General features: G+C 60.5%; 13 protein-coding genes. 9 read left to right on the top strand and 4 right to left on the bottom strand.

Annotated features, from left to right (window positions below; translation table 11 throughout):
• Positions 1-263 precede the first annotated feature (263 nt).
• From AB1Z25_RS21260 to AB1Z25_RS21245, 4 genes are all read left to right on the top strand, one after another.
• Positions 264-1487 carry a hypothetical protein gene (locus AB1Z25_RS21260; protein ID WP_486636114.1) on the top strand — a complete coding sequence of 408 codons (1224 nt, stop codon included), beginning with the start codon at positions 264-266 and terminating at the stop codon, positions 1485-1487.
• 11 nt (positions 1488-1498) lie between these two features.
• Positions 1499-1798 carry a hypothetical protein gene (locus AB1Z25_RS21255; RefSeq protein WP_107801555.1) on the top strand — a complete coding sequence of 100 codons (300 nt, stop codon included), beginning with the start codon at positions 1499-1501 and terminating at the stop codon, positions 1796-1798.
• Positions 1799-2000: 202 nt separating this feature from the next.
• The gene (locus AB1Z25_RS21250; RefSeq protein ID WP_235085802.1) at positions 2001-2744 is read left to right on the top strand and encodes a hypothetical protein; all 744 of its coding nucleotides are present in this window, start codon (positions 2001-2003) and stop codon (positions 2742-2744) included.
• A gap of 15 nt (positions 2745-2759) precedes the next feature.
• Positions 2760-3053: a tail fiber assembly protein gene (locus tag AB1Z25_RS21245; protein ID WP_227105664.1), complete on the top strand. Its 294-nt coding sequence runs from the start codon at positions 2760-2762 to the stop codon at positions 3051-3053.
• A gap of 60 nt (positions 3054-3113) precedes the next feature.
• On the opposite strand, the gene AB1Z25_RS21240 is transcribed toward AB1Z25_RS21245, so the two are convergent.
• Genes AB1Z25_RS21240 through AB1Z25_RS21230 form a run of 3 tightly spaced genes read right to left on the bottom strand, consistent with a single transcriptional unit; the run spans position 3114 to position 8863 of the window.
• The gene (locus AB1Z25_RS21240; RefSeq protein WP_486636113.1) at positions 3114-4514 is read right to left on the bottom strand and encodes an efflux transporter outer membrane subunit; all 1401 of its coding nucleotides are present in this window, start codon (positions 4512-4514) and stop codon (positions 3114-3116) included.
• Entirely contained in the window at positions 4507-7653 is a 3147-nt protein-coding gene (locus tag AB1Z25_RS21235) for an efflux RND transporter permease subunit (protein WP_107801063.1), read from the bottom strand. Before AB1Z25_RS21235 ends, AB1Z25_RS21240 begins: the two co-directional genes overlap by 8 nt.
• 19 nt (positions 7654-7672) lie before the next feature.
• Entirely contained in the window at positions 7673-8863 is a 1191-nt protein-coding gene (locus AB1Z25_RS21230; RefSeq protein WP_227105658.1) for an efflux RND transporter periplasmic adaptor subunit, read from the bottom strand.
• 197 nt (positions 8864-9060) lie between these two features.
• Between AB1Z25_RS21230 and AB1Z25_RS21225 the strand changes: the two genes are divergently transcribed.
• The 5 genes from AB1Z25_RS21225 (at position 9061) to murA (ending at position 12982) form a co-directional block, all read left to right on the top strand.
• On the top strand, positions 9061-9726 hold the full coding sequence (locus AB1Z25_RS21225) for a TetR family transcriptional regulator (RefSeq protein ID WP_107801062.1): 666 nt from the start codon (positions 9061-9063) through the stop codon (positions 9724-9726).
• A gap of 69 nt (positions 9727-9795) precedes the next feature.
• Complete coding sequence (locus AB1Z25_RS21220) at positions 9796-10701, top strand: ABC transporter ATP-binding protein (protein WP_486636111.1); 906 nt, start codon at positions 9796-9798, stop codon at positions 10699-10701.
• On the top strand, positions 10698-11453 hold the full coding sequence (locus AB1Z25_RS21215; RefSeq protein ID WP_107801060.1) for an ABC transporter permease: 756 nt from the start codon (positions 10698-10700) through the stop codon (positions 11451-11453). The genes AB1Z25_RS21220 and AB1Z25_RS21215 overlap by 4 nt, the downstream gene beginning before the upstream one ends.
• A gap of 20 nt (positions 11454-11473) precedes the next feature.
• Positions 11474-11722 (top strand): BolA family protein, encoded by a 249-nt coding sequence (locus tag AB1Z25_RS21210; protein WP_048407933.1) that lies wholly within the window; start codon positions 11474-11476, stop codon positions 11720-11722.
• 6 nt (positions 11723-11728) lie between these two features.
• Positions 11729-12982: a UDP-N-acetylglucosamine 1-carboxyvinyltransferase gene (murA, locus tag AB1Z25_RS21205; protein ID WP_107801059.1), complete on the top strand. Its 1254-nt coding sequence runs from the start codon at positions 11729-11731 to the stop codon at positions 12980-12982.
• A 214-nt stretch (positions 12983-13196) separates the two neighbouring features.
• Here murA and AB1Z25_RS21200 read toward each other — a convergent pair whose 3' ends face one another.
• Positions 13197-13532: a zinc ribbon domain-containing protein YjdM gene (locus AB1Z25_RS21200; RefSeq protein ID WP_486636110.1), complete on the bottom strand. Its 336-nt coding sequence runs from the start codon at positions 13530-13532 to the stop codon at positions 13197-13199.
• Positions 13533-13597: the final 65 nt, after the last annotated feature.

The following is a 13597-nucleotide window of genomic DNA, read 5'->3' as shown; positions in this document are numbered from 1 at the left end:
AACTATTTTGAGCCGTCTAGGCGAGCTGTGCTGATGTTGCTGGCACATCGCATGCGGTAAAGAGACAGCATCCAGCACTTGTCGCAGGGCTTCCCCGTCTATCTCATGAATACGCTGATCCGCTGTTTAGTTCGGCATTTATTGAATTTATTAATTTAAATGTTCATTAATTGCTGGACTTGTCATGAAAGAGTGTTGGTAAAGGCGGTTTTGATGTCAGCCGAAATGGCTGTGTGTTGTTGTTTGACTTTAAGGAGAAAGAGATGAGCTTGGAAAGCAATGTTGCAGATCTGGTCAAGTCAGCAAATGCATTGACTGGAGTTGTCAATGGCAAGATCGGCGCTATTGATAAAAGGGTGGATGTTCAAGTCGCTAAAATGGACAGCACGATGGCCAATTGGGGAACCACGGCCAGCCAGATTCTGGAAGTGGGACCGGGCAAGCCCTTCAAGACGATTTATGAGGCGTGGACATCCTTGAGTGGCAAGGTATTGCGACATGATGTGAAAATTAAAGTGAGTGACGGGGTGCACACCAGTACTTCAATTCATTTGAGAGGGCAGCCCTATGCGCATCGGATCAGGATTGAAGGCAATATCAAAAACCCGGAGGCATGTGTGCTTAAGTTTGTGCCGGATAACGCCAAGCTTTCTCATGGGATGATTTTTAATGGGGTGCGGGGGGTCAATTTTAGTGGGTTTAAAATTGTCGGAGAGAACGATGCCGATAAAAATTTCACTTGGCGTGGCGTGAATTTGCAAAGAGGAGCTTATGTGGTGTCCGACCCTAACTCTATACAAATAGAAGGTGTGCATAATGGTGTTGAATTGATTTATGGCAGTCTTTATTTTTGCCCTGGTTTAAAGGTAACAGATTTTGGCGGTCATGGAATATTGGTGCATGATTTTTCTCGAGCGACTGTTGATGACGTGAAGTTAAAAGGAAGGGGGAAGCAGTTTGTAAGTGTCAGGCCTGATGGTGTCAAAGTCATAACCATTGGAATCAAGGCTGACTATCAATCTTTTGTAACAGCGCATCGTGCTGTGATTAGCCAGTGCAGTGATACGGGGTGCCTTGCCGGCAAGAATAGTGTTGTTTTTGCCTATGGAGTACAAATCCGAGATTGTGCCAATTATGGTATTTACAGCAGTTCCGGTTCTAAAGTGGAGGTTCACCCAAATGATGGGGAGCCTTCTGCAATCAAGGATTGTAAGGTAGGTGTTGGCGCACGGTATCAAGGCGCTGTATTTGGTAGTGATCTGGCTATTCAAAATGTTGAGAAGGGTTTCTATGTTGATCTGGCGGGTCTGGCTAGTGTGGTTGGTAGCTCAGCCAGTCATTGTTCGGTCATCGCTTATGAGGCAACCAACGGAGGATTCATCAATGCGACAGGTAGCTCTGCCAAATCAATAGAAAACAAAGTCAAGTACTCCCCGGCGAGTAGCGGTGTGGCAGGTAATGCCAACGCGACCATCGTTTTTAGTTAAGGAGAAACATCATGGACTATATTGAAAATATTAATGAATTTGATGAAGGAGCGGCCGGCCTGAATTTGGATGGCGGCTGGTTTGATTATACAGAAGGCACCGAGGTGCCGGAGGTGGATGCTGATCATTATCTGCGGGCAGCGGCGGAGGGGAAAATCCTTAGCGCCTATAGCATCCAACAACAGTTGAACATCGTGCGTAGAGGAAAAAAGGAGGAGGTCGAAGCAATGGGTACATTCATCGATGCGGTTCTGGCTTGGAGAGGTGGTGCCAACCCAGACTTCGACGAGCTTGAGAAAATTCAACCCTGATTGGAAGGGATGAATAAGAAGCCACTTGGGGAGGTGGCTTCCTTTGCTTTTTTAAAATGTTTTAAGATACAGCGCATTTTGCCAGTGCCAGAATGCTTCCTTGTCAGTCTCGAGTTCGTTCATACCTTTCTTGATGTGGACGAAAAGCATGGTCGGACTCTGGGTTCCGGCCGAACTCTGTGATGAACTATTGGAGAGCATGATGAGCTTGGAAAGCAATATCGCGGAACTGGTACAGGCGTCGAACGCGCTGACCGGCACGGTAAACGGCAAGATTGCCGATATCGATCGACGCGTGGATGTCAAGATTCAGCAAATGGAGGATTGGCGCAAGGAGAATACGCCGGAACGCCGCATCGTCATCGATTTTACTATCGGTGGCAGCAAGGACTTCTTCTATCCGGTGTGGTGGCGTTTCCAGTCCGCGGGAGATGTCGGAGTCCATCAGGTATCCATTGTTCGTCATTATGCGTGGAATGGCGCCGAGACGGAGCGGCCGTTGAATGCCAGCAGTGTGCATCAGGCGGGCTTGTTGCTGGAAATGGAGGGCAGTGACGTGGCTTGGGGCGGGGACGCCAAGTTTCTCGAAATCAAGCGCTTCAGCGAAACCTATAATCCAACGGTGTCGCATGTCGCCCATGCGATGTATTGCAAGCAAAATCGGATAGATGTGAATAAGCCGGCGTACAACAGCCTTCCGGAGGGAACGTTGGCTGAGTGCAATATGGTGTTGAGTGGAGCTTATCTGCGTGGCGGGGGTTTGAATTATCGAGTCATTTCTAATTTGCCCTTGAATTTTGGTTTTCATGATGGGAAAGGGGAGGAGAGGGAGTTGGCGCGTTATGAGCATGTCAACACCCGCTGGGTGGCCAGCCCTATTGCATTGGCCAGCCGCGTTGCGCCGCCGCAAACCCTGAACGCCTTTGTCGACGCGCCGACCGCTTAACTCCAGGAGATTCCGATGCTGATGATTGCCAAACTGCCTAACGGCATGATCAATGTGCCCGCCGACCAACTGGCCGAACTAGACGTCGACGCGGCCACTGCGAGCCAGCTGATTCGCGCAGCCAAGTTGGAGCTGCTGCGTATTGAGCGTGACCGTCTGCTAGCCGCGTCCGACAAAACCCAGTTGCCGGACGCGCCGTACAGCGCCGAGCAGCGAACCGCCTGGCAGGCCTACCGCAAGCAACTGCGGGATATGCCCGAGTCCGTGCCGGACCTTGACCATGTAGTGTGGCCGGCTCTCCCGGCCTGATGCCGCGGTTAGCCAATAAAAAACCCCGCCAAGGCGGGGTTTGTCTTTGCACGTAGCGGATCAGGACTTGGCCGGGGCTTCCCAGCCGCCGCCCAGCGCCTTGTACAGGCCCACCACGGCATTCAGTTGGTCCAGCTTGGCGCTCACCAGGCCCAGCTCCGCCTGGAAGCTGTTGCGTTGCGCGTCCAGCACGTCCAGATAGCTGGCGTAGCCGTTGTCGTAACGCAGATTGGCCAGGCGCAGCGATTTGTTCAAGGCCTGGAACTGCGTGGTCTGCGCCGCCTGGATCTCCCGCGCCGCGCCGTAGCCGGACAGTGCGTCCAGCGCGTCCTTGAACGCGCTTTGCACCGTCTTCTGATACTGCGCCAGCGCCTGTTTCTGCCGCGCGCTGGCCGCGTCCACCGCGTAGCCGGTCTGGCCGAAGTTGAACACCGGCGCCGCCAGATTGCCGACAAAGCTCCAGGTCCGCGTCGGGCCGGTGAACAGGGTGTCCAGTGACAGGCTTTGCGAACCCAGCGCCCCGCTCAGGCTGATGCTGGGGAAGTAGGCCGCGCGCGCCACGCCGATGCGGGCGTTGGCCGCAATCAGCTGCTGCTCGCTGGCGGCGATGTCCGGCCGACGCTCCAGCAGGCTGGAGGACAGCCCGGCCGGCACTTCCGGCGGGGCGGACAGCGCGTCCAGGCTTTGGCCGCGCTGGATGCCGCCGGCCACCAGCTGCTTGGGCGAGTGGCCGAGCAGCACGCCCAGCGCGCTTTCGGTCTGCTCCAGCGCGCTGGCGATCTGCGGCACCTTGGCGCGGGCGGAGGCCGCCTCGGCCTCGGCCTGCTGCTGGTCCAGCTCCGAGATCAAGCCGCCCTTGAAGCGCTTGGTCTGCAGCTTCAGCGATTCCTCGCGGCTTTGCAGCGTGCGCTTGGCGATGTCCAACTGGGCGTCGTAGGCGCGCAGCTGGAAATAGGTCTGCGCGGTTTGCGCGGCGATCGCCAGCTTCGAGCTGTCGCGGGCGAAACGGCTGGCGGCGAAGTCGGCGCGGGCCGCTTCATTGCCGCGGCGCAGCTTGCCCCACAGGTCCAGTTCCCAAGACGCGGTGAGGTTGGCGTTGCGCACGTCGCTGACCAGCGGCGCGCCCGGCGTGCTTGTCGTGCTGGAAGCGCGGCCGCGCTGATAACCGGCGTTGGCGTTCAGCGCCGGCAGCAGCTGGGCGCGGGCGATGCCGGCCTGGGCCGCGGCTTCGTCGACGCGGGCGGAGGCGGCGGCCAGGTCCTGGTTGTGTTCCAGGGCTTGGGCGATCAACTGATCCAGCACCGGATCGTTGAACTGCTTCCACCAGTCCAGGGCGATGGCCGGGTTCTGGGCCTGGGCGCTGTCCGGCAGCTCCAGTTTGGGGCGGCTGTAGTCGGGGCCGACCGCGCAAGCGGTCAGCGCCAGCGCCACCAATGAGGGAATCAGGGCGCGTTTAAGCATCGGCCTTGTCTCCTGCCTCGGCCGCGGGCTGAGGCTGTTTCGGTTTGCTGAACTTCATGATGAGCATGAAGAACATCGGGATGAAGAAGGTGGCGATGAAGGTGGCGGCCAACATGCCGCCCACCACGCCGGTGCCGATCGAGTGGCGGCTGGCGGAGCCGGCGCCGCTGGAGATGGCCAAGGGCATGCAACCCAGCACGAAGGCCAGCGAAGTCATCACGATGGGGCGGAAGCGCAGTTTGGCGGCCTCGATGGCGGCTTCGACCACGCTTAGGCCTTCTTCTTCCATTTGTTGGACGGCGAACTCCACGATCAGGATCGCGTTCTTGGCCGATAGGCCGATCAGCGTCACCAAGGCCACCTGGAAGTAGACGTCGTTGGCGAGTCCGCGCATCCAGTTGGCCATCAGCGCGCCGAACATGGCGAAAGGCACCGCCATCAGCACGCTGATAGGCAGGCTCCAGCGTTCGTACTGCGCCGCCAGGATCAGGAACACCATGATCATGCCGAAGCCGAACACCACGGCGGAAGAACCGCTGGTGGATTTCTCCTGGAAGGCGGAACCGGTCCACGCCAGGGTGTAGCCGTCGGGCAAGGTGTCCTTGGCCACGGCTTCCAGCACGTTCAACGCCTCGCCGGAGCTGAAGCCGGGCGCGGGACCGCCCACCAGCTTGGCCGCCGGGAAGATGTTGAAGCGCTCCAGGCTTTCCGGACCGGTGGTGTGCTTGATGGTCACCAGCGCCGTCAGCGGGATCATATTGCCGTCCTGCGAACGCACATAGATGTTGCGCAGGTCTTCAACCCGGGTGCGGAAATCCGCCTCCGATTGCAGCTGCACGCGGAAGGTGCGGCCGAACTTGTTGAAGTCGTTGACGTACAGCGCGCCGAAGGTGCTCTGCATGGTGTCGAACACGGTGTTGACCGGCACGCCCAGGGACTTGGCCTTGGCCCGATCCAGCTTGACGTAGATCTGCGGCACGCTGGCGGAGAAGGTGGTTTGCACCCCTTTCAGTTCCGGGCGTTTGGCGGCCGCGGCCACCAGTTTCTTGGTGACTTCGCCCAGTTCCACGGAGCTGGCGCCGCCGCGGCTTTGCACATAGGCCTCGAAACCGCCGGTGTTGGACATGCCGGAGATCGGCGGCGGGTTGAAGGCCAGCACGATGCCGTCGGTGATGCCCATCATGCCCTTGGCGAAGGTGTCGCCCACCACGGCCTGAGACGACAGGTTGGGCGTTTTGCGCTCATCCCACGGTTTCAGGGTGATGAAGGACACGCCGGCGTTGGTCTTGTTGCCGCCGGTCAGGATGTCGAAGCCGGCGAAGCTCATCACGTCCTGGACCGCCGGGTTCTTGCTGGTCATCGCGTCCAGCTTGGTCATGGTGGCCGAGGTGCGCTGCATCGACGCGCCGTCCGGCAGGAAGGCGGCGGCGATGATGTAGCCCTGGTCCTCGTCCGGGGCCAGGCTGGACGGGATGATGCGGAACAGGCCGACGCAGATGGCGATCAGGCCGGCGAACAGCAGGATGCCCACCGCGCTGCGCTTGATCAGGAACACCACGCCGCGGGAATAACCCTGGGTCAGGCGATCGAACCAGTTGTTGAACCAGACGAAGAAGCGGGCCGGATGCTGATGGCCTTCCTTCAACAGCAGCGCGCACAGCGCCGGGGTCAGGGTCAGGGCCACCAGGCCGGAAATCGACACCGACACCGCGATGGTGATGGCGAACTGCTTGTACATCTGGCCGGCGATGCCGCCGAGGAAGGCCACCGGGATGAACACCGAGCACAGCACCAGCACGATGGCCACCAGCGCGCCGGACACTTCATCCATCGCCTTGAAGCTGGCTTGCAGCGGCGACAGCTTTTCCTGGGTCATCAGGCGTTCGACGTTTTCCAGCACCACGATGGCGTCGTCCACCACGATGCCGATGGCCAGCACCAGGCCGAACAGCGTCAGGGTGTTGATGGTGAAGCCGAAGGCGTACATGCCGGCGAAGGTGCCGATGATGGAGACGGGCACCGCCAGGCAGGGAATCAGGGTTGCGCGCCAGTTCTGCAGGAACAGGAACACCACCAGGAATACCAGCACCATGGCTTCGGCCAGCGTGGAGTACACCTCTTTGATCGACACTTCCACGAACTTGGTGGTGTCGTAAGGGATGGCGTAGTTCAGGCCTTTGGGGAAGCTCACCGCCAGTTTCTGCATCGTCTGTTCCACGGCTTGCGCGGTGGCCAGCTGGTTGGCGCCGGGCGCCAGGAAGATGCCGATCGGGATGGTGGGCCGGCCGTTGTGCGTGCCGGTGAAGTCATAGGACAAGGCGCCCAGTTCCACGCGCGCCACGTCTTTCAGCCGCACGGCGGAGCCGTCCGGGTTGGAGCGCACGATGATGTTCTCGAACTCTTCCGGTTCGGACAGGCGGCCCTGGGTGGTCACGGTGTAGGTGAAGTCCTGCTTGCCTTTGACCGGCTCCGCGCCCACCTTGCCGGCGGCGAACTGAGCGTTCTGCTCGCGGATGGCGGCGGCCACGTCGCTGGGCGTCAGCTTGAGCTGGGCCAGGCGATCGGGCTTCAGCCAGACGCGCATCGAGTAGTCCTGGCCGGCGAAGTTGATCACGTCGCCCACGCCCGGCACCCGCTTGAGCTCGTCCACCACGTTCAACAGCGCGTAGTTGCTGATGAACAGGGTGTCGTAGGTCTTGTCCGGCGAGAACAGCGAAATCACCTGCAGGAAGGCCGAGGATTTCTTGGTCACGTTGACGCCTTGCCGGCGGACTTCTTCCGGCAGCTGCGACAACACCGACTGCACGCGGTTGTTGACGTTGATGGTGGCCTGGTCGGCGTCGGTGCCGATCTTGAAGGTCACGCTCAGCGACAGCTTGCCGCTGGAGGAGCTGGTGGACTGCACATAGAGCATGTCGTCCACGCCGTTGATCGCCTGTTCCAGCGGCGAAGCGACGGTGTTGGCGATCACCTCGGCGGAGGCGCCCGGGTAGCTCGCGCTCACCGAGATCATCGGCGGCACGATTTCCGGGTACTGCTCAATGGGCAATGCCTTGAGGGCGGCCAAGCCGGCCAGCGTGATCACGATGGAGATCACGCTGGCGAAGATGGGCCGCCTGATGAAAAAGGCGGAAAACATGGATGGTTACCCCTTTGCCTTATTGTTTGGGCGCGGCGGCGGGCGCGCTGGCGTCGGCCTTGAACGGATGCGGCTTCACATCGGCGCCCGGGCGCAGCTTGATGATGTTGTCCACCACCACTTTGTCGCCGGCTTTCAGGCCGCTTTCCACCAATACGTTCAGACCCACGTCCTGGGACACGGTGATGGGACGCGGCTGCACCTTGTTGTCGGCGCCGACGACCCAGACCATCTTGCCCTGCTGCGAGGTCAGCACCGCGCGCTGCGGCACGGCGATGGCGTTGCTGCGTTGGGCGCCTTGCAGGATCACGCGCACGAACTGGCCGGGCAGAATGCTGCCGTCCGGGTTGGCGAAGGTGGCCCGCGAACGGATGGTGCCGGTGCTGGCGTCCACCAGGCTGTCGGTGAAGTTCAGCCGGCCGCTCTTGCCGTAGGTGGAGCCGTCGGTCAGCTTCAGCTGCACGTTGAAGTGGCCGTTGGAGGCCAGCTTCAATTGGCCGGAGTCCTGCATCTTGCGCAGATTCATCATGTCGCTGTCGGACATGCTGAAATTGACGTAGACCGGGTCCAGCTGGGATACCTTGGTCAGCAGGCTGCCGTCGGCGCTGGTGGACACCAGGCTGCCTTCGGAACGGGTTTCCTGGCTGGTCATGCCGGAAATCGGCGCGGTGACGCGGGCGTAGCCAAGATTGATCTTGGCCTGCTGCACCTGGGCCTGGGCGGCGGCGACGGAAGCCTTGGCGGCTTCATAAGCGCTGACCGCGTCGTCGCGGTCTTTCTGGCTGACCGCGTTCTCTTTGAACAGCGGGCTGATGCGGTCGAAGTCCTGCTTGGTGCGCACCAGCTGAGCCTGTTGCACTTGCAGATTGCCCTGGGCCTGGTCCAGCGTCGCCTTCAACGGCTCCGGATCGATCTGGAACAACAAGTCGCCCTGTTTGACCGGCTTGCCTTCGGTATAGGCGCGCTTGAGCAGAATGCCGCCCACACGGGCGCGTACTTCCACTTCTCGCGAGCCTGCCGCCTGGCCGACGAATTCGAAGGAGACCGGCACATCGCTAGGGGTGATTTCAATCACGCCTACCGGCACCGGCGGCATGGCGCCGGCGTGCTGGTCGTTTTTTTGACCGCAGGCCATCAGGCTGGCGGCCAGAGCGGTGAGCAACAGCCAGTGCCCGCCTTTCTGGGCGAAGGTGTTTCCTTGCATCTTCATGGGATGTCCTCAGGAATGTGGGGGTATGAGTGTTATAAGTAAAAGGTACTGCAATTTTTCTTTGATAGTGGGAATTGATCGATCTTGAGTCGCGACATTTTACATACATGCGTGTACGTATGTAAAATGCTTCCAGCGACGCATTGTGTTATGGTGCGGGCTTCCGACAGACCCCTTTGATCAGCGATACGTTCAACATGGCACGCAAAACCCGGGAAGAAGCCGAACAAACGCGGCATCTGCTGCTGGATACGGCGGAGCAGCTTTTTAGCGAGAAGGGTGTCTCTAAAACGACACTGGCAGACATCGCCAGCGCGGCGGGATTGACGCGCGGCGCGGTGTATTGGCATTTCCAGAACAAGCTGGACTTGTACCGGGCGATGCTGGACAGGATGGGCGGGCAGTTTGATGACATCTGCGAGCAATTGTTGAGAACGGCACACTCGAGTCCGGCTCTGGCCTTGTGGAACCATAGCCACCGGCTGCTGACCATGATTGGGGAGAACCAACAGGTTCGTCGTATATTACTCATTCTGTTTATGCGTAGCGAGCATGTCGGCGAACTGGCTCCCATTCACGACGAGTGTGTTGCGCATATGCAAGAAACCCGCGAGCAATTGACCCTGGTGGTGCAGATGGCGGTGGATGCCGGCCAGACCTTGCCCTACGTGACGCCGGAGACGGTGGCCGAGGTGTTGCAGTCCATGCATCACGGCCTGATCAACCGCTGGCTGGCGGACGGCAGCCAGACCAATCTGGGCGAGAATGCCACGCAACTGTTGCAATATGTCTACCGTGGAATATTCCTGCCGGAAGTGATGGAAGAACTCTCCCCCTCAAGCGTAGCCCAGCGCTATAATTGACCTTTTTTGTCAAACCATTAGCGCCGTTGGCGGCTTCAGCCGCGCGGCGTTGTCGGTGTTACCTCTCTCATGCCCCAGGCTATTGAAATTCAGGCGGTGAGCAAGCGCTATGGCCAGCTGCAGGCGCTGGACCAGGTCGGCTTTACCGTCGCACCGGGCGAATTCTTCGCCCTGCTCGGCCCCAACGGGGCCGGCAAGACCACGCTGATTTCCGCGATGGCAGGTTTGTCGCGGCCGGACAGCGGCAGCATCCGCATCATGGGCCACGAAGTGGTCGGCGATTTCCGCGCCGCGCGCAAGGCGCTGGGCGTGGTGCCGCAGGAACTGGTGTTCGATCCCTTTCTGTCGGTGCGGGAAACGCTGCGCTTCCAGTCCGGCTACTTCGGCCTGGGCCGCAACGACGACTGGATCGACGAGTTGCTGTTCAAGCTGGGTTTGGCGGACAAGGCGCACAGCAATATGCGCGCCCTGTCCGGCGGCATGAAGCGCCGGGTGATGGTGGCCCAGGCGCTGGTGCACCGCCCGCCGGTCATCGTGTTGGACGAGCCCACCGCCGGCGTGGACGTGGAGCTGCGCCAGAGTCTGTGGGTGTTCGTGCAGGAACTGAACCGCGCCGGCCACACCATTGTGCTGACCACTCATTATCTGGAGGAGGCCGAGGCCTTGTGCTCGCGCATCGCCATGCTGAAGAAGGGCCGGCTGGTGGCGCTGGAGAACAAGGACAAGTTGCTGGCGCACAGCGCGCGCCGCGAAGTGGCCTTGCTGCTGTCCGGCGATTTGCCGGCGGCCTTGCTGCCTTTGAAGCTGCGCGACGAGGACCGCCGCGTGGTGTTGCAGCTGGAGCATCTGGGCCAGCTGGAAGCGGTGCTGACCGCGCTGCGCGAAGCGGCGGTGGAAGTGCGTGAACTGAACGTGGTGGAGACGGATCTGGAAAGCGTGTTCGTCAAGATGATGAATGGAGGGCCGCAGCCATGACCGGCTTCATGACCCTGTTCAAGAAAGAGCTGGTGCGCTTCTGGAAGGTGGCGTTCCAGACCGTGGCCGCGCCGGTGTTGACCGCGTTGATGTATCAATTGATCTTCGCCCATGTGTTGTCGCGCCATGTCGAGGCCTATCCGGGCATCAGCTACACCGCCTTCCTGATTCCGGGCCTGGCGATGATGTCGATGGCGCAGAACGCCTTTGCCAACAGCTCCAGCAGCCTGATCCAGTCCAAGATCACCGGCAACATCGTGTTCCTGCTGCTGCCGCCGCTGACCGCGCTGGAATTCTTCGGCGCCTATCTGCTGGCCTCCGTCGTGCGCGGCCTGGCCGTCGGCGCCGGGGTTTTGCTGATCACCGGCTGGTTCGGCCTGCCGCTGCCGGCTCAGCCGCTGTGGGCGCTGACCTTTGCCGTGCTGGGCTGCGGCGTGCTGGGCGCGCTGGGCATCCTGGCCGGCATCTGGGCGGAAAAGTTCGATCAACTGGCCGCCTTCCAGAACTTTCTGATCATGCCGCTGACTTTCCTGTCAGGCGTGTTCTATTCGATCAACAGCCTGCCGCCGTTCTGGTACGCCGCGTCTCATCTCAACCCGGTGTTCTACATGATAGACGGCTTCCGCTACGGCTTCTTCGGCCAGGCCGACGTCAGCCCCTGGCTGTCGGCCGGCGTGGTGGGCGGCAGCTTCGCCGTCTTGTCGGGCCTGACGCTCTGGCTGATCAAATCTGGCTATAAACTGCGCCATTGAGCGCATCCACGGGATTTCTCATGATTACTCCGCAACAAGTCAAACAGTACATCGAGGCCGGCCTGGCCTGTACCCATCTGGAAGTGGAAGGCGACGGCCACCACTTCTACGCCACCATCGTGTCGGCGGCTTTCGAGGGCAAGCGCCTGATCGACCGCCACCGCCTGGTCAAGGAGGTGATCGCCACCCGCCTGGCCAGCAATGAAATTCACGCTCTGTCCATCGTCAAGGCCGCCACGCCGGACGAATGGCAAAAACTGCAAGGCTGATCCGTCATGGATAAATTGAAAATCATCGGCAACGGTCCGATCAACGGCGAGATCCGCGTTTCCGGCGCCAAGAACGCCGCCCTGCCCATTCTGTGCGCCAGTCTGTTGACCGGAGACACCATGCGCTTCACCAATGTGCCGATGTTGCGCGACATCGCCACCACCCAGAAGCTGCTGCAAGGCATGGGGGTGCGGGTGATGACGGACAATGTGCACGAGATGGAAATCACCGCCGGCCATCTGGACAGCCTGGTGGCGCCGTACGATCTGGTGAAGACCATGCGCGCGTCCATCCTGGTGCTGGGCCCGACGCTGGCGCGCTTCGGCGAGGCCACGGTGTCCCTGCCGGGCGGCTGCGCCATCGGCAGCCGGCCGGTGGATCAGCACATCAAGGGCCTGGTGGCGATGGGCGCCGAGGTCAGCATCGAGCACGGCTACGTCAAGGCCAAGGCCCGCCGCCTGCGCGGCGCGCGCATCATCATGGACATGGTGACCGTGGGCGGCACCGAGAACCTGTTGATGGCGGCGACGCTGGCCGAGGGCACCACCGTACTGGAAAACGCCGCGCGCGAACCGGAAGTGACCGATCTGGCCAACTGTCTGGTGGCCATGGGCGCCAAGATCAGCGGCATCGGCACGGACCGGCTGGTGATCGAGGGCGTGGAGCGTCTGCACGGCGCGGATTACGCGGTGATGCCGGACCGCATCGAGGCGGGCACCTTCCTGGTGGCCGGCGCGATGACGCGCGGCCACATCGTGCTGCGCAACGCCGCGCCCAAGAGCATGGAAGCGGTGCTGGACAAGCTGGCCGAAACCGGCGCGGTGGTGGAGTGCGGCGACGACTGGATCTCGCTGGACATGAAGCGCCGTCCGCAGGCGGTGAACTTCCGCACCTTGCCTTACCCGGCTTTCCCCACCGACATGCAGGCCCAGCTGATGACGCTGAACTGCGTGGCCGAGGGCGCCGGCGTGGTGACCGAAACCATTTTCGAAAACCGCTTCATGCACGTGCCCGAGCTGAACCGCATGGGCGCCAATATCGAAGTGGAAGGCAACACCGCCATCATCAAGGGCGTGGAGAAGCTGTCCGGCGCCACGGTGATGGCCACCGATCTGCGCGCGTCGGCCAGCCTGGTGATCGCCGGTCTGGTGGCCGAGGGCGAGACCATCGTCGATCGCATCTACCACCTGGACCGCGGCTACGAGCATATCGAGAAGAAGCTGGGCGCGGTGGGCGCGCTGATCGAACGGATCAGCTAAGAGTCTGTTTACGATCTGCTGCGCGTCGGCGATACGGCGTTGAAACCGTCTTCGAAATGCTCATGTACCGAATGTACATTCCGCTTTCTCAGCCGTTTTCGTCTTGTCTCGCTCTAGCTCGCGAGATCGTAAACAGGCTCTAAGCGATAAGCTTGCTTTTGCAATGAAAAACGCCACGGCTCAGGCCGTGGCGTTTTGTTTTGAAGCGCGGAATTTACGCTTTCTTGACGAATTCGGACTTCAGGCTCATCGCGCCGATGCCGTCGATCTTGCAATCGATGTCGTGGTCGCCGTCGACCAGGCGGATGTTCTTCACCTTGGTGCCCACTTTCACCACCAGGGAGGAGCCTTTGACTTTCAGATCCTTGATCACGGTGACGCTGTCGCCGTTCTGCAGCACATTGCCGTTGGCGTCCTTGATCACGCGGGCCTCTTCGGACGGCGCGGCCTGCTCGTTCCATTCGTGCGCGCACTCCGGGCAGACATACATCGCGCCATCCTGATAGGTGTATTCGGATTTGCATTGCGGACAGGCTGGCAGATTGCTCATGGCGTTTCCTGTTGATAAGTAAAAAGGAAGGCCGCCGGCCAGTGGCCGGCGGCGGAGAGAGTGGG

This window comes from Chromobacterium sp. HL1 (assembly GCF_057418835.1).
Note: the sequence above shows the minus strand (reverse complement) of the source record. Positions and strands in the feature narration are given on the sequence as shown.

What these genes read in the sequence shown, in the direction of transcription:
- AB1Z25_RS21260 (WP_486636114.1), top strand. Translation starts at nt 264, where the DNA reads ATGAGCTTGGAAAGCAATGTTGCAGATCTGGTCAAGTCAGCAAATGCA.
- AB1Z25_RS21255 (WP_107801555.1), top strand. Translation starts at nt 1,499, where the DNA reads ATGGACTATATTGAAAATATTAATGAATTTGATGAAGGAGCGGCCGGC.
- AB1Z25_RS21250 (WP_235085802.1), top strand. Translation starts at nt 2,001, where the DNA reads ATGAGCTTGGAAAGCAATATCGCGGAACTGGTACAGGCGTCGAACGCG.
- AB1Z25_RS21245 (WP_227105664.1), top strand. Translation starts at nt 2,760, where the DNA reads ATGCTGATGATTGCCAAACTGCCTAACGGCATGATCAATGTGCCCGCC.
- AB1Z25_RS21240 (WP_486636113.1), bottom strand. Translation starts at nt 4,514, where the DNA reads ATGCTTAAACGCGCCCTGATTCCCTCATTGGTGGCGCTGGCGCTGACC.
- AB1Z25_RS21235 (WP_107801063.1), bottom strand. Translation starts at nt 7,653, where the DNA reads ATGTTTTCCGCCTTTTTCATCAGGCGGCCCATCTTCGCCAGCGTGATC.
- AB1Z25_RS21230 (WP_227105658.1), bottom strand. Translation starts at nt 8,863, where the DNA reads ATGAAGATGCAAGGAAACACCTTCGCCCAGAAAGGCGGGCACTGGCTG.
- AB1Z25_RS21225 (WP_107801062.1), top strand. Translation starts at nt 9,061, where the DNA reads ATGGCACGCAAAACCCGGGAAGAAGCCGAACAAACGCGGCATCTGCTG.
- AB1Z25_RS21220 (WP_486636111.1), top strand. Translation starts at nt 9,796, where the DNA reads ATGCCCCAGGCTATTGAAATTCAGGCGGTGAGCAAGCGCTATGGCCAG.
- AB1Z25_RS21215 (WP_107801060.1), top strand. Translation starts at nt 10,698, where the DNA reads ATGACCGGCTTCATGACCCTGTTCAAGAAAGAGCTGGTGCGCTTCTGG.
- AB1Z25_RS21210 (WP_048407933.1), top strand. Translation starts at nt 11,474, where the DNA reads ATGATTACTCCGCAACAAGTCAAACAGTACATCGAGGCCGGCCTGGCC.
- murA (WP_107801059.1), top strand. Translation starts at nt 11,729, where the DNA reads ATGGATAAATTGAAAATCATCGGCAACGGTCCGATCAACGGCGAGATC.
- AB1Z25_RS21200 (WP_486636110.1), bottom strand. Translation starts at nt 13,532, where the DNA reads ATGAGCAATCTGCCAGCCTGTCCGCAATGCAAATCCGAATACACCTAT.